This window comes from Bradyrhizobium sp. LTSP849 (assembly GCF_000938255.1).
Classification (GTDB): domain Bacteria; phylum Pseudomonadota; class Alphaproteobacteria; order Rhizobiales; family Xanthobacteraceae; genus Bradyrhizobium.
The window spans coordinates 387397-408058 of sequence record NZ_JYMR01000052.1 but is presented as its reverse complement, the minus strand read 5'-3'; the positions used below and the strand labels follow the sequence as shown (position 1 = coordinate 408058).

Below are 20662 nucleotides of genomic sequence, written 5' to 3'. Positions count from 1 at the left end.
GCGGCCGGGGCCGGGCGAACAGCCTGCCCGGCGGCTCTTTCAGTTACCTGAGATACGGGCGCAGCCCGCGAATGTTACGCCGGGACGGACACGAGTCTGTGAAAAACGCCGCCCAGGATCGTCCGGCGACGGTCCGGCTTGGCGGGATGAGGAACTCCGGGCTAGATGAACCCGCGCGATCGCTGATCGACTTAAAAATGTGGTGGCTGGAGCTGATCTGACAACATGCTGCGCGTCATTCCCCTGACATTCGTCATACTCGTCTCCGGCGCCGCGATTGCCGCGGCCGAGCCGCAAGCCGGCGACGACCTCGCCACCTGCCGCGACCGCCAGGCGGAGTTGCCGGCGCGCGCGACCGCCTGCGAGAATCTGCTCAACGCCGACCGGGTCACCGGCAAGGACAAGGCGGTCGCGCTCACAGTGCGCGGCAATACGATGATCAACAAGCGTGACTATGTCCACGCGATCGAGACCTTGTCGACGGCCGCCGGTCTCGATCCCGACAATGTCTTTACGCTCAACTCGCGCGGCCTCGCCTATGAGCGCACCGGCCAGGACGACCTCGCGCTGGCCGACTACAACCTCGCACTCCAGAAGCGACCAACTTACGGTGTTCCCTACAACAATCGCGGCGTCATCCAGCTGCGCCACGGTGCGCTGCAAAGTGCGCTGGACGATTTCAGCCTGTCGATCAAATCCACGCCCAAATTCCTGCTCGGCTGGACCAATCGTGCCCGCGTGCGCACGCTGATGAAGGACTACGACGGCGCGATCGCCGATTTTGCGGAGGCCGAGAAGATCGATCCGACCGCGCAGCAGATCGCCGGTAACCGTTGCACAACCTACGGCATGATGGGCAAGTACGATCTGGCTTTCGCCGACTGCAACGGCCTGATCGAGAAGCAGCCGAAGAATGTCTACGCGATCAACAACCGCGCCGACGTCTACTTCATGAAGGGCGACCTCGATGCCGCGCTGAAGGACTACAACACGGCGCTTCAGATCAACCCGAACAATATCCGCGCTCATTCCGGCCGTGGCCAGCTCTATGAGCGCAAGAAGGATCTCGCCCAGGCCCGCGCCGACTACCGCGCGGCGGCCTATTCGCTGACCAAGTTCGACGAGCTCGACGTCGCGCGTGCCCGTGCCATCGCGCAGGAGCGGCTCGCCGCGTTGACGCCGCAAACGCCAGGCGGCGCACCCACCGGGCGCCGCGTCGCGCTGGTGATTGGCAACGGCGCCTACAAGAATGTCCACGCTCTGCCCAATCCGCCGCGCGACTCGAAACTGATCGCGAGTGTGCTGCACGATGTCGGATTCCAGACGGTGATTTCGGCCACTGATCTGACCCGCGACAAGTTCTTCGACGCGCTGAAGACCTTCGCCGACGAAGCCGAGAAGTCCGACTGGGCGGTGGTCTATTACGCCGGCCACGGCTTCGAGATCGGCGGGGTGAATTACCTCGTCCCTGTCGACGCCAAGCTTGCCGCCGACAGGGACGCCGAGACCCAGGCGGTCGCGCTCGAGCAGGTGATCGCCGCCGTTGGTGCCGCGCGAAAGGTGCGTCTCGTGATCCTGGATGCCTGCCGAGACAATCCGTTTGCGCCGACCATGCAGCACACATTGTCGCTGAAGCTGGTCGACAAGGGCTTTTCCAACATCGAGCCCGGCGCCGGCTTCATGGTGGTCTACGCCGCCAAGCACGGCGAGACCGCGATTGACGGCGACAATGGTGCCGACAGCCCGTTCTCCACCGCGCTCGCCCGCGAGATCAAGGAGCCGCGCGTCGAGATCCGAAAGTTGTTCGACATCGTCCGCGACGACGTCTGGACCGCGACCAAGCACGAGCAGCAGCCGTTCACGTATGGCTCGCCGCCGGGCCGCGAGGATTTTTATTTCGTGGCGGGGAAGTGAGATCTCGTAGCCCGGATGCAGCGTAGCGAAATCCGGGAATCACGGTCGCGGAGCTAACCCCGGATTGCGCTGCGCTCCATCCGGGCTACGACACCTAAACCACAATGCTCAACCGCTTCGCCGCGCGCGTAATCCCCGTGTACAGCCACCTCGCGCGGCTCTCCTGGAACGCAAAGCTCTCGTCGAACAGCATGACGTCGTCCCATTGCGAGCCCTGCGATTTGTGCACGGTCAGCACATAGCCGAAGTCGAACTCGTCATAGGGCTTGCGCTGCTCCCAGGCGATCGCCTCGACGCCGCCCTCGAAACAGTCGGCGCGCACGGATACCTTCGTCACCTTGTGCCCAAGATCCTCGTCAGGCGACAGCCGCATGCTGAGGATGCGCGATTTGGAGCGTGAGGTGTTGCGTGATTTCACGCGCCACAGACCGCCGTTGAACAGGCCCTTCTTGCGGTTGTTGCGCAGGCAGACCAGCTTGTCGCCGGCCACCGGAAACTGATCCTCGATGTTCTGGCGCTGGCGGAAGCGGGTGTTGTAGGCGCGGCGGGTGTTGTTGCGGCCGACCAGGATCTGGTCGGCGCTCATGACGCGGTCGGGGTCGAGCTCTTTGCGCGATACCACTTCGCTCTCGCCGTAGCGGCCGATGTCGAGCTCGCGCCCCTCACGCACGTCCATCGACATCCGCACGATCGGATCGTCCTGGGCCTGGCGGTGCACCTCGGTCAGCATCGCGTCGGGCTCGGTATTGGTGAAGAAGCCGCCGCCCTGGATCGGCGGCAGCTGCGCTGGATCCCCGAGCACCAGCAGCGGACAGTCGAACGACATCAGGTCACGGCCCAATTCCGCATCGACCATCGAGCATTCGTCGATCACGATCAGCTTGGCTTTCGAAGCCGGCGCGTCGTCCCAGAGCTCAAAGCTCGGCTGCTCTTCGCCGGATTCACGGGCGCGGTAGATCAGCGAGTGGATGGTGGAGGCGTCGTCGCAGCCCTTGTTGCGCATCACCAGCGCGGCCTTGCCGGTGAAGGCGGCAAACTTCACCTCGCCGTCGACGCCGTCGGCGATGTGCCGCGCCAGCGTGGTCTTGCCGGTGCCGGCAAAGCCGAACAGCCGGAAAACCGGCGGCGTGCCATTGCGGCCGGGCTTGGCCTTGAGCCAATCGGCAACGGCCTTGAGCGCGGCATCCTGATGCGGGGTGAAAGTGGCCATGTCTGTCTTGAGGAGGGGCGAAATCGAAGCGATTCGCCATCCCCCGAAACTAACCATTCCCCCTGCCGGTTCAAGCGGGGCCGGCCGGGCGATGCCGGCTGGACCGTCACCGCAAGTTTAGATTGTACCGATACGGGGCCGATGCGAACATTGAGATCGAGCGGAGAAGGAATATCGTGAGCGGGCTGACGGCGATCGATCTCGGGTTTCGCGGCGCGGCGAGCGGCGTGTTCCTGCTGATCGTCCTCGTGGCGCTTCAGCGCCGGGCCGCCAATCAGAACGCTTGTCTCGGCATCGCCATGTGCGCCTGCGGCATGTTCTACGCGATCGTGACCGCGCCGTTGTTTCCCAAAGCGTTCTGGTGGTGGACCTTGCCGATCCTGTCCTCGCTCCCCGCCGTCTTCTGGTTGTGGGCGCGCGCGGCGTTCGACGACGATTTCGTGCTCAAGCGCTGGCACGGCGCTCTGTGGCTGGCGATTGTGGCCTGGGGATTTGCAGTGTCGCTGGTCTGGCCGCACTGGCCCGCACTGGCCAAGGGCGGTGGCAAGGTCCTGGCGGCCGTGGCCTTGTTGCTGGCACTCGCGGCCGCGGTCCAGACGGTCAAGACCTGGCGCGTGGATCTGGTGATGCGGCGGCGCCGGCTGCGGCTGGCGGTGCTCGCCATCAATGTCGTAAGCATCGCCCTCGTCGCCGTTGCGGGCTTCGCCGATATTCCTGTGCTGGCGCCCGGCGCGTCCGGCAGTCTGCCGACCGGTCTCAGCCTCTTCGCGATGGCGATGCTCGCGGCCTTGGGCGTGCTCAGTCCGCCGGTGGTGGCCGTCAGCGACGCCACGGCCGCGATCGCATCCGGCGATGCGGGGAGGCCGGCCCGGGTCGCCGCGGAGCGGGTCGTCGTCGATCCGATCCTGCTGCGGCGTCTCGACCATCTGATGACTGTGGAGCGAACCTACCGGCAGGAAGGTCTTGCGATCGGGGCGCTCGCGGCACGGCTCGACGTTCCCGAGCACCGGCTCCGTCAGGCCATCAACGAAGGGCTGGGCTATCGCAATTTCAATGCGTTCCTCAATCGCTACCGCATCGAGGATGCCAAGTTGGCGCTGTCCGATGTGACACAACGGGAGGTTCCGGTGCTGACCGTCGCGATGGACGCAGGCTTCCAGTCGATCGGACCTTTCAACCGCGCTTTCAAGGCCGAGACCGGCATGACTCCAACCGAATTCCGACGCGAGGCCTTGAGCCGGCTGGAAACCGACCGCCCTCTCGAAATCAGCCCGCCGCGCCGAGAAATCGGCTAGCCGATTTCTGGATTGGGCGAGAGAGCCCTGATACGATCGGGCAGATTGTTGGAGAGAAGCTTCTCCAGCAAGCCGAGCCCGCCCATGCCCCGTTTGATCGCCGCCACCCCTGCATCAGAACGGCTGCACGCGCTCGATGCGGTCAGGGGTTTTGCGCTGCTACTCGGCATCGTCCTGCACGCGACATTGTCGTTTGTTCCAGCCCCGACCCGGTTCTGGATCATTCAGGACACCCATCAAAGCCTGCTGCTGGGTCTGCTGTTCTTCGCCATCCACGTCTTCCGGATGACGACCTTCTTCCTGATGGCCGGTTTCTTCGCCCGCATGAGCTTCCATCGCCGCGGAAATTGGGCCTTCGTCAGGGACAGGTTGCAGCGGATCGGGCTGCCGCTCGTGGTCGGCTGGCCGCTCGTGTTTGTGCCGATGGTTCTGGTGATCATGTGGGCCTCGGGCTTTCCGAATGGCGGTCCGATCCACCGTACGTCCGGCTGGCTACCGGCACTGCCGAATTTCCCCCTGACCCATCTCTGGTTTCTCTATGTGTTGCTGGAGCTTTATGCCGCCATGCTTCTGCTCCGTGGCGCAATCGTCTGGCTCGATGCGTCCGGCGCCTGGCGCGCGACCCTCGATCGGCTTGTCGCACGGATCATGCGAAATCCGCTGGCGCCCGTGATCCTGGCGATCCCGATCGGCATCGCCTTCAGCCTCGACCCAACATGGATCAATATGATGGGGGTGAGGACGCCGGATCAATCGTTCGTCACCAACCTCCAGGCCTGGATCGGGTTCGGCACCGCGTTCGGCTTCGGCTGGCTGCTGCATCGGCAGGTCGACCTGCTGCGGATCCTGGAGCGGCGCTGGCTGTGGAATCTCCTGCCGTCGGTCGGCCTGATCCTGATCGGTTTCGTGCTGGCCGGTGTGATGACGTCTGCGCCGGGTGCGCCAAGGCTGCCGATGAGCTCCGACACGCTGAGGCTCGTCTCTGTCGTGCTATATGCGCCGGCGATATGGACGTCGACATTCGCGGTCATTGGTCTCGCGCTCCGGTTCATGTCCGGGTTTAGTCCAACCCGGCGCTACCTCGCCGATGCATCCTACTGGCTCTATCTGATCCACATGCCGATCGTGATGGCGTTGCAGGTCGCGGTGTCGCAACGCGACTGGCCCTGGCCGATCAAGTTCGCAACCATTCTCGCCATTGCGCTTCCCCTGATGCTGGCGAGCTATCATTTGCTGGTGCGCTTCACGTTGATCGGCGTGGTGCTGAACGGACACCGCGCGCCGCGTGAAGCGGCGCCCGCTGCCGTGGTCACAGGCTCCGCCGCGCCATAATGCCGAGCGTTCTCCCGCGCGACGGAATTGCGCTTCCGTAGACAGCGCCGCCTCACGCATTAAGATGCGCGCAACAAAGAATAATGCGGGCAAGAAAACTTGCAGGAAAAATTGGGAGAGATGGCGTCATGAAGTTCGGCATCTTCTATGAGCTGCAACTGCCCCGGCCCTGGGTCGCCGGCGACGAGCTCAAGCTCTACCAGAATGCGCTCTCGCAGCTCGAGCTCGCCGACAAGCACGGCTACGACCACGCCTGGGTCGTCGAGCATCACTTCCTCGAAGAATATTCGCACTCGCCCTCGCCGGAATCATTCCTCGCCGCCGCGAGCCAGCGCACGAAAAACATCCGGCTCGGCCACGGCATCCTCCAGCTCACCACCAACCACCCGGCTCGCGTCGCCGAGCGCGTCGCAGTGCTCGACCTGCTCTCGAACGGCCGCTGCGAATTCGGGATGGGCGAGAGCGCGTCGATCACCGAGCTCGAGCCGTTCGGCCGTGACATGGAGACCAAGAAGGAGGTGTTCGAGGAGGCCGTCGCCGCCATCTTCCCGATGTTCAAGGACGCGGGAAGCGAGCATCACGGCAAGTATTTCGACATTCCCCTGCGCAATGTCGTGCCGAAGCCGGTACAGAAGCCGCATCCGCCGTTGTGGATGGCCTGCTCGCAACTGCCGACCATCGAGCGTGCCGGCCGCCACGGCTTTGGCGCGCTCGGCTTCCAGTTCGTCAGTGCGGACGCCGCGCATGCCTGGGTGCACGCCTATTACAATGCCATGACCAAGCGGCTGCACAAATTGGCCGACTACGAGATCAATCCGAACATGGCGCTGGTGTCGTTCTTCATGTGCGCCAAGACGGATGAAGAGGCACGTGCGCGCGCCGACGGCGCCACCTTCTTCCAGTTCGCGCTGCGCTTCTATGGCGCCGCGCAGAACCGCCAGCGCCCCGCGCCCTACACCGTCAACATGTGGGACGAGTACAACAAGTGGAAGCGCGACAACCCGGAGGCGCAGGAGGCGGCGCTGCGCGGCGGCCTGATCGGCTCGCCGGAGACGATCCGCAAGAAGCTCAAGCGCTTCCAGAGCTCGCATATCGACCAAGTCATCCTCCTGAATCAAGCGGGCAAGAACAGCCACGAGCACATCTGCGAATCGCTGGAGCTGTTCGGTCGCGAGGTCATGCCGGAGTTCCAGAACGATCCGGCGCAGGCGGCCTGGAAGCAGGGTGTGATGAGCGGCGAGATCAAGCTCGAAGAGATCGACACGCAGGCCTTCACCGACCGCTACGGCAAGCTCGCGGTCAGCGTCGCGCCCGCGAAGGCCGCGGCGGGGTAGCGCTCCGTCGGACATGGGCCCCGGCTCAGCAGCGCACCGTTTCACGCTGCGCTGCGTCCGGGGCACGAGACTAGCTAACGACGCGCATTCTCTCGTGTCCCGGACGCGCTGCAGCGCGTAGCGATGCTGCGCAGAGCCGGGACCCAGAAGCGGCTTGGCTGTCTTTCTCGATAGTCCCCTTACTGATATCGTCCGCCAAAAGAACCTTGGCGGAGGAAACCGATGCGGCCCCACGCGATGGCCTCAAATCCGACGGCAGGCGATGTCACGCCCGCAGTGCTCGCGATCGGCTGCCCCGATTTTCCAAACATCCTGATCGACACGTTGCGCCGGCAGGCTGGCGTCGGTCATTGCATGGTGTTTGCGCTGACGCGCGCCGGGGAGGCGAGCTGTCTGCTCGATGCCGGCAACATTCCGACCGGCAGCGATCTCGGTGCGGCCTATGCCGGCCAGTTCCACGAATCCGATCCCAATCGTGATGCGCTCTTCGAAGGCGAGGGCAGCGCGCGCCCGATCATGCTGCCATCGTTCGCGCCGCGCATGTATGGCGCCCGCTACCGGAAAATCTTCTTCAACGACTCGGACATCGTCGACAAATGCGCGACAGCGATCTGGACTGGCGACACCTGCTTCTATGTCAACTTCTACCGCATCACCGCCCAGGGCCGTTTCGCCGACGCCGAGCGTGCGCGGCTGCAGGCCATTGCGCCTGCCATCGGCGCCAGCGTCGCGCGTCATTTCCAGCAGGCCGCGACCGCGACGTCCGACCAATCCCTCGCAGCGCTGTTCGCGATGCGTGCGCCACTCTCCGCGCTGACGCCGCGGGAGCAGGAGGTGTGCCGACACATCCTGCTCGGCTTCAGCTCGGAAGCGATCTCGCAGGCGCTCGGCATCAGCCTGCATTCGACGCTGACCTACCGCAAGCGCGCCTATGAAAAGCTCGGTATCTCCGCGCAGAACGAATTGTTTTCGATCGTGCTGGGCCTGCTCGCGGGGCCTGGTCGCCTGAACTGAGGGGTGCGCCAGGTCCGCGGTTCCTGCTTCCGGGAGCAAGGCGCACACGCACCAAAACACTCGCATCTTTTCGAAGTTCGTGAGCTTCACGCAACCACGTACGAGAGGCTTACATAAGTGCGTCTGCGACGCCATAACGCGGGCCGAAAATCATCACCACAACTTCTGCGACACAATCTAAACAATATTCACCCAAACATTGATCGCGTCCGATACGTTGATTCCTGAGCCTTGGCACCAGGCTTTAGGTTATTTGCGCCGACGTAGAATACCGAGACGCACATTCCATTTTCACGTCTGAAACTGTGGATCCTCTTGCTCGGGGGCAGGAATGATGTGCGCCTTTACGCGATCTCTCAGGCAGGGCCTGATCACCGCGAGTGCGACCATTTCGCTGGTTGCCGTGAGCTGCGGCTGCGTCTTGGCGCAAGCATGTCCTTCGCCGGCTGTCGTCAGTAACACGCAATGCACCGTCCCACCCGCCACGATCATCAATGTCACTCCTGCTGGTGCGACAGGCCTCACCGCATCTGGCACGTCGGGCGCGATCACTGCGAACGGCATCACGCTGAACCTTGCTGCCGGCAGCACGATCACCACGACCACGGGAGCGCTGGCGCAATCGGGCAGCACGATCAATTTCAATGGCAGCACGTTGCAGACGACATCGACCACGACTGCGACGTCCGCCAATCATCTCGGCCTTCGCGCAACCGGCGCCGGCAGCACGATCAACGCGACTGGTTCATCGGTCACGCTCGGGCCGCCAAACGGAACCACAACCGCGAACAACATGACCGGCGTGGCCGCCGACACCGGCGGCAGTGTCGTACTCCAAAGCACCAATGTTTCGATGCTCGGCGGCGCTGCGGGCCTCAACAACAACGCTCTCGTGGCAACCGGCGCGGGCAGCCAGATCTCGTTCTCGGACGGAGCGATCACGACAAAGTCCAGAACGTCCTTCGGCGCTTTCGCGCAGGGCGGCGGCAGCATCACCCTCAACGGCGCCACCGTGACGACAACGGGTGCGGGCACGGCCGTCATCGCCGGTAGCCACGCATTGTTCGCAACCGGCTCCGGCAGCCAGATCAGCGGCAGCAACGACACGATCAACGTATCCGGCCAGCAGGCGAGCGGCGTCCGTGCGGAGAGCGGCGGCACGGTGTCGCTTTCCGCTAGCTCCATTACGTCGACGAGCGTAGCCGCCGCCGACACGGATCCGTCCTCCGCGGCTCGCGCCCTGTCCGGCGGTGTCCTGCAATTGACCGGGGTCACGATCAACGCGTCGGGACAACGCGGGCACGGCTTCTCGGTGCAGGACGCGGGCTCGCAGGCGACGATCACAGGATCCGACATCACGGCAAGCGGCGCTCGAGCCAGTGGCGCCTTCATTTTCAGCGGGGGGCAGGCCACGATCTCCAACAGCAGCATCTCGGCGACGAGTACGGCGTCCGGCGGCAATGCCGTCCTGGTCCAGGATGCCGGGTCTTCCGTCACCATCACCAATTCCACCTTGCGAAGCACGAGCCCGGTCGGCTTCGGACTGCGGGTCAACTCCGGGGCATCTGCAACCATGACCGGAGGTTCATCGACCACGGAAGCTCGTGATGCATCGGGGCTTTTCGTTGCGGGCGGAATGCTCACCGCGACCAATGTCGCCGTGACCACATTGGGCAACGACAACTCCATCGGCGCGCTGGCAGACCTCAACGGCCAGCTCACGCTCAACGGCGGATCTGTCACGACGCACGGGGATGCCGTGCGGCTATCCTCCTTCCCTCATGCTCTCGCTGCTCGCAACCCGGGTGCCATTCTGACGGCGATCGGCACCACCATCATCACGACGGGAGCAACTGCGATGGGAGCGATCGCTGACGATGGCGGGACGGTCATCCTGAGTGGAAACGCCATCACGACGCATGGCGAGAAGAGCATCGGCCTGTTTGCCGTGACGGAACAGGTCGGCGCGCAATTCCCGGCAAATCTCACGGCCACGTCGGTCACGCTTGAAACGTTCGGGCTCAATGCGCATGGCGTCACCGCCCAGGCGCGCAACGACGCCCCCGTGGAGAAGGCGCTGGCCACCATCAACGCGTCATCGGTCACGACGCATGGAGACGGCGCCGCCGGATTGCGCGCCGTGCTCGGGGACTACGGTACAAGACCAATTACAGGCCGTGGTGAAGCGGCCGTGGTTGCCAACAGCAGCACGGTCCTGACCGAGGGCGTTTCCGCCTACGGGGCGCTCTCCCGCGACAACCCGACATCGGTCACGATGAACCAGACTTCGGTGCTCACGACTGGCCTGTTCGCGCACGGATCGGTTGCTGATGCCGGCGGCCTGATCGTCGGCAACAACTCGACCATCACAGCCCAGGGCGGAAATGCGGCCGCCTTCTACGCCGTGGGCACGCCGGCAGCGGTCTCCACCGGTCTCTTCACCAACACGAACCTTCTCAACACCAGCGGTCCGACGATCGGCGTCGCCGGATCCGGAAACGTGTCGCTGACAAATTCATTCGCGGGCGGCAGCAGCGAATGGCTGAGGGTGGGCACCTCCGTTAATTTCCCGCCGCTGACGGCGGTCGAGCTTCCGATCTTCGGCGTGCCAGATCCTGACGCGCCCGATACGCCGCCGCCGTTCACGCTGCCGCCCCCGACTGTGTCGGCCCCGACACCGGGGCTCGCCAACGTCACGCTGACGCATTCGACCGTGGTTGGCGCTGCGACGACGCTGCCCGGCAGCGTGTCGAACGTCACGTTGCTGGACAACTCCACCTGGATTATGACCGGCAACTCCAACGTGACCAATCTGGTCAACGATCCCAGCCTGATCCAGTTCACACCGCCCGTCGGCGACCCCACGCTGCTGTCGAGCTACAAAACGCTGACAACCGTGAACTATCTCGGCCTCGGCGGCGTGATCGGCCTGAACACCTTCCTGGGTTCGGATCCTTCGCCGTCCGACCGGCTGGTGATCGACGGCGGCAATGCCAGCGGATTCTCCCCGCTCCGCATCGCCAACACGACCGGCAAGGGCGATCTGACCCATGGCAATGGCATCCTTGTCGTCGATACGATCAATGCCGGCACGACCGTGCCGGCGACATTCGCCCTCGCGGCCCCCGTGGTGGCGGGACCTTACGAATACGGCCTGTTCCGCAGCAGCGTGGACGCCAGTAATCCGGATGCCTGGTATCTGCGCTCCACGCTCGACTGCACGCGCGAGCCCACCAATCCGGCGTGCCAGCCAAACCCGCCGGTTCCGCCGCCCAACTTCCGCGTCGAGACCTCGCTTTATGCCGCGATCCCGTCCATGGCGCTGCTCTACGGCCGCACACTGCTCGATACGCTGCACGAGCGGGTCGGCGAGGAAGAAGATCAACGTCGACGGCCCGACCCCGAGAACGGCAAACTCGGTTGGGGCCGGATCATCGGCGTGAGCGGCCATCAGAGCGGCGATGTCATCGGCGTGCTGGGCTCCGGTCCGAGCTACAACTACACATTCCTCGGCCTTCAGGCCGGCATGGACGTCTATCGCCATGATCGCCCTGACGGGTCGCGCGATCAGGCCGGCGCCTATTTCGCGATCGGCGGGGATCAGGGGCGCGTCACCCACATCGACAGCAGTCAGGGCAACAGCAATTTCAGCGCCTATACGCTCGGCGGATACTGGACACATTTCGGCACCAGCGGCTGGTACACCGACGCGATCCTTCAGGGCACCTTCTACGACATCAACAGCTCCGCGAACCGTGGACTGCCTGCATTGCGCACCGGCGGACAAGGCGCGGCCGCGTCGATCGAGGCCGGCTATCCCTTCAAATTTTCCAGCGGCTACTTCATCGAGCCGCAGGCGCAGATCGTTTATCAAAACATCCACATCAATGATTCCAGCGATGTGGCTGCGCAGATACGCTTCTCCGACGTCGACTCGCTCGCCGCACGGATCGGCGCCCGGTTCGGTCGCACCTGGACGTTGGACAGTAGTTTGCAGACCATCACCGCCTGGATCAGGCCAAATCTCTGGAATGAATTTTTGGGGAGCCCCATCACTTCGTTCTCATCGGAGACCGGCCTTGTTCCGTTCCACGCGGATCTCCGCGGACTGTGGGGCGAAATCAATGTTGGCGTCAGCGGCCAGGTGACCGCGTCCACGACGCTGTATGCCAACGCATCCTATTCCAGCCGGTTCGACAGCGGTGGATTCGCCTACACCGGAAAGGCCGGTGTGCGCGTGAGCTGGTAGACACCGGGCCAAGCGGACCCGCCATTCTGCCCGCGCTCCGTGATCGTCGCCTGGTGGTCCGAAGCGGAAATGCCGCCAATTAAAGAAGAAATTGACGAAACAGGCGGTTGGCACAAACTGCACATCCCAGCAGCCGGGATAGAGCTATTCTTGTGCTGTGGCGACCCCGCCACGTTTGCCCATGCGCTTTGATGCGCAGACACCATGTGCAGGCGTCTCTCGGACGGTGATGCTCAACCATGTCAACAAGTTCTGACGAGAAGGTCCTCGGTTTTGCCAGATGACCAGAACAAAGCAGTCGCCGGAAGGCATTCAACGGTTTCCCGGTTGAACGAACAGCCGACACTTCAATTGATCTACGATACCGCGCCGATCGGTCTCGCCTTCCTTTCTCCGGACTGCCGATATCTTCAGATCAATCACCACTTGACCGGTATCTGCGGAATCTCGGTGGCAGATCATTTGGGGCGCAGGGTGCGGGATTGCGTACCGGCTCTGGCGGACGCGGTGGAGGGTATTGTCGGCTCGATCATGAGGAACGGGGAGCCGGTTCTCGGTGTCGAAATTGCGGGCCAGATCGACGACCGTTCGTGGATTTCCTATTGGCACCCGGTTCGCAACGCGTCAGGCGAGATCGTCGGCGTCAATGTGGCCGCGGAGGAAACCACCGAACGCAAGCGTGCGGAGGCGGTGCTCGTCGCCAACGAGAAGGCGTTGCGCGAAAGCGAAGAACGTTTTCGCGAACTCGCCGATAACCTCAGCCAGTTTGCCTGGACCGCTGATGCCACGGGTTCGATATACTGGTACAATAAGCGCTGGCACGACTATGCAGGCACGACGCTGGAAGAGATGCAGGGGTGGGGCTGGCGGAAGGTCCATCACCCCGATCACGTGGACCGCGTGGTCCAGCATATTCAACGAAGCTTTGAGACCGGTACCCCTTGGGAGGACACTTTTCCCCTCCGGAGCAAGGATGGCGGCTATCGCTGGTTCCTGTCCCGGGCCTTGCCGATCCGCAACGAAGCCGGTGATGTCATACGTTGGTTCGGCACCAATACCGATGTGACAGAGCAGATAGAGGCGGAGAACGCGCTACGGATAAGCGTGGAGCGGCAGACGGCGACGGCCGACATCCTGAAGGTGATCGCCAGTTCGCCGTCGGACGCTCAGCCGGTGTTCGATGCGATTGCGACGCGCTCGAGCCGGCTGGTGGACGCCCATTCGACCACCGTGCTCCGCATCGTCGGCGACATGGTGGAAGTGGCCGCTTTCACGTCCATGGGTGCGGAAGCGGACAAGGCGTTGCTCGGATCGTTTCCGCGACCGGTCGCGACCGATCCACTCCTCGAACTCGTTCGCGACGGTCAAGTGATGGAAATTTCCGACAGCGATTCCTCGTTGGGAATCAGGGCGGGGGTGAGGGCTATCGGCCGCGCTCGCGGATTCCGCAGTATCTTGTTGACGCCGCTGAACAGCGAGGAGGGGCTCATCGGTCTGATCAGCATCACCCGCAGGGAGCCGGGAGCGTTTGCCGAACATCACGTGCAGTTGCTGCGAACGTTTGCGGATCAAGCGGTCATAGCGATCAAGAATGTCCGCCTGTTCGATCAGGTGCAGGCGCGGACCCAGGAACTGTCGGCCTCGCTTGAAGGACTGCGCGCCGCCCAGGGTCGCCTGGTGCAGACCGAGAAGCTGGCGTCTCTTGGGCAACTCACCGCGGGAATCGCTCATGAAATCAAGAATCCGCTAAATTTCGTCAACAATTTCTCCGCGCTCTCGTCGGACTTGGTCGATGAGTTGAACGATACGCTGCAGGACGTGGCGCTCTCTGACACGGCCCGGGACGAAATCGACGAACTCACATCGATGCTCAAGGGCAATCTCGCGAAGGTGGTTCAGCACGGCCAGCGCGCGGATTCCATCGTGAAGAACATGTTGCTGCATTCGCGTGAAGGAGAAGGCGAACTGCGACCCACCGATATCAACGCGATGGTCGAGGAGAGCCTAAATCTCGCCTATCACGGGGCGCGTGGGGAAAGCCCCTCATTCAATATTACCCTGCGGCGCCATCTCGATCCAAATGCCGGTATGGCCGAGGTTTACCCACAGGAGATCACGCGTGTGCTTCTCAACCTCCTCTCCAACGGCTTCTATGCCGCCGCCAGGCGCAAGGAGGCCGACGGCGGTGAGGGCTTCGAACCGTTGCTGGACGCGACCACGAAGAGCCTAGGTGACCATGTCGAAATCCGGGTTCGCGACAACGGTGCTGGCATTCCGCCGAATGTCATGGAGAAGATGTTCAATCCGTTTTTCACCACCAAACCCGCCGGGGAAGGCACCGGTCTGGGCCTGTCCATGAGCCACGACATCGTGGTGAAACAGCATGGCGGAAAAATCGACGTCGCAACCGAACCGAACGGATTTACCGAATTCATCATCACTCTGCCGAGGACGTTCGCATCCAGGTCCGGCGACCGGAATTGAGCATCTATGGCTTGTTTTCGACGCTGCCAAAAGTCGGGCACGTCAACCCGACGTACTGAGACACTCTCTGTCCCTATCGCTAGGGACAGACGCCGGCACCTGAGTTCGCTAGTCTGGCCTGGATCACACGAGAATCCAGGGAGCCTGCTGTGAGCACCGCGCCGCGCATCGACATCGACCCGGCCTCGTTCTGGGCCGACCCCTATCCGATGCTGGCAAAAATGCGCAAGGAAGCGCCGATCGCCTTCGTGCCGCAGCTCGGCTCGACGCTGCTCGCTAGCCGCGACGACATCTCGATCTCGGAGAAGCAGATCGACGTGTTCTCCTCGCACCAGCCGGCAGGGCTGATGAACCGGCTGATGGGCCACAACATGATGCGCAAGGATGGCGAGGCGCATCAAATCGAGCGCCGCGCGATGTTTCCGACGGTGTCGCCGAAGACGGTGAAGGCGCACTGGACCGCGCTGTTCCAGGCTCATGCCGATCGCATCATCGATCGCATTGAACCGGGCGCGCGGATCGACTTCATGCGCGACTTCGCGCTGCCGTTCTCCGGCGAGTGCCTGAAGTCGATCACCGGCCTCACCAATATCGGCTTCGCCGACATGGATGCGTGGTCGCAGGGCATGATCGAGGGCATCGCCAATTACGGCGGCGATCCCGCGGTCGAAGCGCGCTGCCATGCTGCGACATCAGGCATCGATGCGGCGATCGACGACATCCTGCCGGTGATCACAAAGAATCCCGATCAGAGCATCCTGGGCGTGCTGCTCGCCTCGGGCATGCCGATGGAGAGCGTGCGCGCCAATGTCAAACTTGCGATCTCCGGTGGCCAGAACGAACCGCGCAAGGCGATCGCCGGCACGGTGTGGGCGCTGCTCAGCCATCCCGACCAGCTCGATCTCGTGCGCAAGGGCGAAGTGTCCTGGCTCCAGGCGTTCGAGGAATACGCTCGCTGGATCTCGCCGATCGGCATGTCGCCGCGGCGCATCGCAAAGCCGTGGATCATCCGCGACGTCACCTTCGAAACCGACGAGCGCGTGTTCCTGATGTTCGGCTCCGCCAACCGCGACGAGAAGTATTTTGAGCGCGCCGACCAGTTCGACGTACGGCGCGACACCTCCAAGAGCGTCGCTTTTGGCGCTGGCCCGCATTTTTGTGCCGGTGCCTGGGCCTCGCGCGCCATGATTGCCGACGTCGCGCTGCCCACCGTGTTCGCCCGCGCCAGGGAGCTCGAGATTGCCGACGACGAGCCGGTGTGGATCGGCGGATGGGCTTTTCGTGGGCTGCTCAATTTGCCGGTGAGATGGCTGCAATAGCTCGTAGCGTTTCTGTGCTTCGCACCAAGGCGATTGAGGCGCGCGCTTTCCTCAGCTCCGGCGTCATCGCCCGCGAAGGCGGGCGATCCAGTACGCCGCGGCAGTCGTGTGACGCATCGACGTCTCTGGGATACTGGATTCCCCGCCTTCGCGGGGAATGACAGCGAGGCGGTGGAGAGAGCTTCGCGCCACAGCAGCTCCACTCCGCCATCATGCCCCTGTTTTGCCCGACGGAGCAAACGACGACGGGGCAAACGACTTGGCCTCTCACGTAAGCCATTGATCCGGCTATCGTCGGCTACTGTGCATGGGGTTGTTTTTCACCTTTTGCGTTCGGCCTGGGAGCATTGGCCCAAATCCGCGCGACTCTCACATTCGCGTGCGGAAAAAAATCCCTCTGCATGAGCGCGGGCGCTTGAAAGATTAATCATGCGCTTGTCGCAAGCGCAGTGCTCGCATCGCTATTTTTCCGCCTGTCTCGACACCTCCGACAAGCCGCACCATCATTCTCCAGACCTGAATGATGACGGCCGCGTGCGGCCGGGAGCTTGGAATGCAGCGTCGGGACTTTCTGAGACTGTCCGTTGGAACCGCAGCCGCGGCTGCTTTTGCCACGCGCGCAACTGCGCAGGGCGCGGTGAAGGAAATTCGTATCGGCTACCAGAAGACCGGCGTGCTGGTTATCACGCGCCAGCAGGCGACCTTGGAAAAACATTTCACCCCGCAAGGCATCGAGGTCAAATGGGTCGAGTTCTCATCGGGTCCGCCGATGATGGAAGCGATGAATGTCGGCAGCATCGATTATGGCGCGGTCGGTGATTCCCCGCCGGTGTTCGCCCAGGCCGCAGGCGCCGCGATCGTCTATGCCGCCGGCCAGCCGATCACCAACGGCCAGGGCATCCTGGTGCCGAAGGATTCGCCGATCCACGCGATCGCCGATCTGAGGGGCAAGCGCGTCGGCTTCACCAAGGGATCCAGCGCCCACAATGTGGTGGTGCAGACGCTGGAGAAGGCCGGTCTCACCTATGCCGACATCACCCCGGTCTATCTGACGCCGCCGGACGCGGGCCCTGCGTTTGCCAATGGCAGCATCGACGCCTGGGCGATCTGGGATCCGTATTTTGCGATCGGTGAGACCAAGCAGGGCGGCCGCATCCTGATCAATGCGCGCGAGGTGACCAAGACCAATTCCTTCTACATCGCCAATCGCGATTTCGCCAAAAACCACGGCCCCATCCTGCAACAGATCGTCGACGTGACGACTGCAACCGGTCAATGGGCCGAACAGCACCGCGACGAGGTCGCCAGATCGCTGGCCGCGGTGACCGGCGTCCCGCTGGACATCCAGACCGTCGCCGCCAACCGCTCGAACTACGTGATCGGTCCCGTCACCGACGACATCGTCGCGACCCAGCAGGGCGTCGCCGATCGCTTCTACAAGCTCGGCCTGATCCCGAAGCCGGTCGTCATTCGCGACATCGTCTGGCGCAGCGCGGCGACCTGATCGTGCCGACCAATCTCCCCATATCAAAAGGTCTAGACATGAGGCGCATCGTTCAACGTCTGATCGCAGCCATCGTCCTGTCGATCGGCATCGTCGCCGCCGCGGTCGGCACGTCCTACGGCTAGTCATCGGAGTACATCCATGAACCAATCCAAAAGTAACATCCTCTGGTTCCTGCCGACCCACGGCGACGGCCGCTATCTCGGCACCGGCATCGGCGGCCGCGAGGTCAACTTCAACTATCTGCGCCAGGTCGCACAGGCCGCCGACCAGCTCGGCTATTACGGCGTGCTGCTGCCGACGGGGCGATCTTGCGAAGACTCCTGGGTCGTTGCCTCCAGCGTTGCGCCGTTCACCGAGCGGCTGCGCTATCTTGTAGCGGTCAGGCCCGGTCTGCAATCGCCGACCGTTGCCGCGCGCATGACGGCGACGCTCGACCGCATCACCAATGGCCGGCTGCTGGTCAACGTCGTTACTGGCGGCGATCCCGTCGAGAACAAGGGCGACGGCATTTTCCTCAGCCATGATGAGCGCTACGAAGTCACCCGCGAGTTCCTCAACGTCTATCGCGACCTGCTCGCGGGCAAGACCGTCAATGTCGAGGGCAAGCACATCCACATCGAGGATGGCAAGCTGCTGTTCCCGCCCGTGCAGTCGCCGCGGCCGCCGCTCTATTTCGGCGGCTCCTCGGATGCCGGCATCGACGTCGCCGTCGACGCCGTCGACAAATATCTCACCTGGGGCGAGCCGCCGGCTTTGGTCGCCGAGAAGATCGCGAAGGTGAGGGAGGTCGCCAGCGCCCGCGGCCGCAAGCTCTCCTTCGGCATCCGGCTTCACGTGATTGTCCGCGAGACCAACGAAGAAGCCTGGAGCGCCGCCAACGAGCTGATCAAGCATGTCAGCGATGAGACCATCGCGATCGCGCAGAAGAACTTTGCCCGCATGGACTCGGTCGGCCAGCAGCGCATGGCGCAGCTCCATGGCGGCAAGCGCGACAAGCTCGAGATCGCGCCAAATCTCTGGGCCGGTGTCGGCCTGGTGCGCGGCGGTGCCGGCACGGCGCTGGTCGGTGATGCCCAGACGGTCGCGGCCCGCATCAAGGAGTATCAGGATATCGGCATCGATACCTTCATCATGTCGGGCTATCCGCATCTCGAGGAAGCCTATCGCTTCGCCGAGCTGGTGTTCCCGCTGCTCTCGCTGGAGCAGCCCAGCAACGTGACCAAGCTCCACTTCAATGGTGGTCCTTTCGGCGAGACGGTCGGCAGCGATTACCGTCCGCAGCACCGGGTGTCGCAATCATGAGCCTCATCGACAGCATTTCGCTTCCGCGCAACTTCCGTCTGCCGCGCGTCGACGGGCTGATCCAGTGGATCGTGCCGCTCGGCATCGTCGTGGTCTGGCAGATCGCCTGCGTCACTGGCTTCGTGCCGACCCGCGTGCTGCCCGCGCCGAGCGACGTTGCGCTGGCCGGCTGGAAGCTGCTGCTTTCCGGCGAGCTCATTCGCAACATCTGGGTCTCGTTCTGGCGCGCCTCGATCGGCTTTCTGATCGGTGGCAGCATTGGCTTCGCCTTTGGCCTTGCCAACGGGCTGTCGCAGCTCTCGGCCAAGCTGACCGACACCACGCTCCAGATGGTGCGCAACGTGCCGCATCTGGCGCTGATCCCGCTGGTCATCTTGTGGTTCGGCATCGACGAGAGCGCAAAGCTGTTCCTGGTGGCGCTCGGCGTCTTCTTCCCGATCTACCTCAACACGCTGCACGGCATCCGCACCGTCGATCCGCAGCTGATCGAGATGGGCCGGATCTACGGCATGAGTAACAGCGAACTGTTTCGCCGGGTGATCTTCCCGGGTGCGCTGCCCTCGATCTTCGTCGGCATCCGTTTTGCGCTCGGCATCATGTGGCTGACCCTGATCGTCGCCGAGACCATCGCGGCCTCCTCGGGCCTCGGCTACATGGCGATGCAGGCGCGCGAGTTCATGCTGATCGACGTCGTCGTGCTCTCGATCCTGATCTACGCCCTGCTCGGCAAGCTCGCCGACAGCGCCTCCCGTGTGCTGGAGCGGGCGACGCTCTCCTGGCACCCCGCCTTCCAGAAACGTTGAGCAGAAATACTGGGAATCACATGCAGACAGCCCTTCGTACCTCCCTTCCGGAAACCGAGCTCGCCAGCCGCGCCAATTTCGCGCCGACGGCCCGAGTGGTGCGCGAGGAGCGCCAAGAACGCCAAGGGCACCAGGTGCAGAGCAGCGGCCTGCCGCTCAGCATCCGCGGCCTGCGCAAATCCTTCGGCGACAACGAGGTGCTGCGCGGCATCGATTTGCACATTCCCGCCGGTCAGTTCGTGGCGATCGTCGGAAAAAGCGGCTGCGGCAAGAGCACGCTGCTGCGCCTGATTGCGGGCCTCGAGAAGATCGACGCCGGCAGCGTCAGCTTCGGTGATGCGGTGGTTCAGCCCGAGGACATCCGCGTGATGTTCCAGGAGCCGCGGCTGCTGCCCTGGGCGCGGGTGCTCTCCAATGTCGAGGTCGGTCTCGGCCGCGATCGTTCATCCAGCGATGCGCATGCACGCGCCGAGAAGGCGCTTGCGGAGGTCGGGTTGACCGACAAGCGCGACCAATGGCCCTCGGTGCTGTCGGGCGGACAGAAGCAGCGCGTCGCGCTCGCCCGCGCGCTGGTCTCCCACCCGCGCGTGCTCGCTTTCGACGAGCCGCTCGGTGCGCTGGACGCGCTGACCCGGATCTCGATGCAGCGGCTGCTGGAGCGGGTCTGGCGCGACCAGGGTTTTACCGCGATCCTGGTGACCCACGACGTTGCCGAGGCGGTCGCGCTGGCCGACCGGGTGCTGGTGATCGACGAGGGCCGTATTGCCCACGATGTGATGGTTAACGTCGCCCGGCCGCGCGAGCGCGGCTCGGTCGAGCTCGCAGGACTCGAAGGCTCGATCCTGAGCCATCTTTTGTCGGCGGACGATCGTATATAGATAGAGAGGAACCCCGCTTTC

The 20662-nt window shown here is 63.5% G+C and carries 14 protein-coding genes; 13 read left to right on the top strand and 1 reads right to left on the bottom strand.

Translation table 11 applies throughout. The features are described 5' to 3' along the window. Positions 1 to 225 precede the first annotated feature (225 nt). Positions 226 to 1914, top strand: coding sequence for a caspase family protein (locus UB31_RS32670; RefSeq protein WP_045013787.1), 1689 nt, complete (start codon positions 226 to 228; stop codon positions 1912 to 1914). Between the two features lie 94 nt (positions 1915 to 2008). Here UB31_RS32670 and UB31_RS32665 read toward each other — a convergent pair whose 3' ends face one another. Next, entirely contained in the window at positions 2009 to 3124 is a 1116-nt protein-coding gene (locus UB31_RS32665) for an ATP-dependent DNA helicase (protein ID WP_045013786.1), read from the bottom strand. Between the two features lie 227 nt (positions 3125 to 3351). Between UB31_RS32665 and UB31_RS32660 the strand changes: the two genes are divergently transcribed. From UB31_RS32660 to UB31_RS32610, 12 genes are all read left to right on the top strand, one after another. Continuing rightward, positions 3352 to 4419, top strand: a complete 1068-nt coding sequence (locus UB31_RS32660; RefSeq protein ID WP_245306108.1) for an AraC family transcriptional regulator — start codon at positions 3352 to 3354, stop codon at positions 4417 to 4419. Between the two features lie 84 nt (positions 4420 to 4503). Beyond that, positions 4504 to 5751: an acyltransferase family protein gene (locus tag UB31_RS32655; protein ID WP_045013785.1), complete on the top strand. Its 1248-nt coding sequence runs from the start codon at positions 4504 to 4506 to the stop codon at positions 5749 to 5751. Positions 5752 to 5879: 128 nt separating this feature from the next. After that, complete coding sequence (locus UB31_RS32650) at positions 5880 to 7085, top strand: LLM class flavin-dependent oxidoreductase (RefSeq protein ID WP_045013784.1); 1206 nt, start codon at positions 5880 to 5882, stop codon at positions 7083 to 7085. 222 nt (positions 7086 to 7307) lie between these two features. Beyond that, positions 7308 to 8099, top strand: a complete 792-nt coding sequence (locus tag UB31_RS32645) for a helix-turn-helix transcriptional regulator (RefSeq protein WP_045013783.1) — start codon at positions 7308 to 7310, stop codon at positions 8097 to 8099. Positions 8100 to 8430: 331 nt separating this feature from the next. Further along, positions 8431 to 12348, top strand: a complete 3918-nt coding sequence (locus UB31_RS32640; RefSeq protein WP_082078703.1) for an autotransporter outer membrane beta-barrel domain-containing protein — start codon at positions 8431 to 8433, stop codon at positions 12346 to 12348. A 327-nt stretch (positions 12349 to 12675) separates the two neighbouring features. Next, positions 12676 to 14832, top strand: coding sequence for a PAS domain-containing sensor histidine kinase (locus UB31_RS40845; protein WP_245306107.1), 2157 nt, complete (start codon positions 12676 to 12678; stop codon positions 14830 to 14832). A gap of 149 nt (positions 14833 to 14981) precedes the next feature. Beyond that, the gene (locus UB31_RS32630) at positions 14982 to 16151 is read left to right on the top strand and encodes a cytochrome P450 (RefSeq protein WP_045013781.1); all 1170 of its coding nucleotides are present in this window, start codon (positions 14982 to 14984) and stop codon (positions 16149 to 16151) included. 553 nt (positions 16152 to 16704) lie between these two features. Next, the gene (locus UB31_RS32625; RefSeq protein WP_045013780.1) at positions 16705 to 17655 is read left to right on the top strand and encodes a sulfonate ABC transporter substrate-binding protein; all 951 of its coding nucleotides are present in this window, start codon (positions 16705 to 16707) and stop codon (positions 17653 to 17655) included. A gap of 2 nt (positions 17656 to 17657) precedes the next feature. Next, positions 17658 to 17780: a hypothetical protein gene (locus UB31_RS42895; protein WP_283806048.1), complete on the top strand. Its 123-nt coding sequence runs from the start codon at positions 17658 to 17660 to the stop codon at positions 17778 to 17780. Positions 17781 to 17796: 16 nt separating this feature from the next. After that, positions 17797 to 18960 (top strand): FMNH2-dependent alkanesulfonate monooxygenase, encoded by a 1164-nt coding sequence (gene ssuD / locus UB31_RS32620; protein WP_045013779.1) that lies wholly within the window; start codon positions 17797 to 17799, stop codon positions 18958 to 18960. Then, positions 18957 to 19763 (top strand): aliphatic sulfonate ABC transporter permease SsuC, encoded by an 807-nt coding sequence (gene ssuC / locus UB31_RS32615; RefSeq protein WP_045007783.1) that lies wholly within the window; start codon positions 18957 to 18959, stop codon positions 19761 to 19763. Before ssuD ends, ssuC begins: the two co-directional genes overlap by 4 nt. Before the next feature lie 20 nt (positions 19764 to 19783). Beyond that, positions 19784 to 20641 carry an ATP-binding cassette domain-containing protein gene (locus UB31_RS32610; RefSeq protein WP_045013778.1) on the top strand — a complete coding sequence of 286 codons (858 nt, stop codon included), beginning with the start codon at positions 19784 to 19786 and terminating at the stop codon, positions 20639 to 20641. Positions 20642 to 20662: the final 21 nt, after the last annotated feature.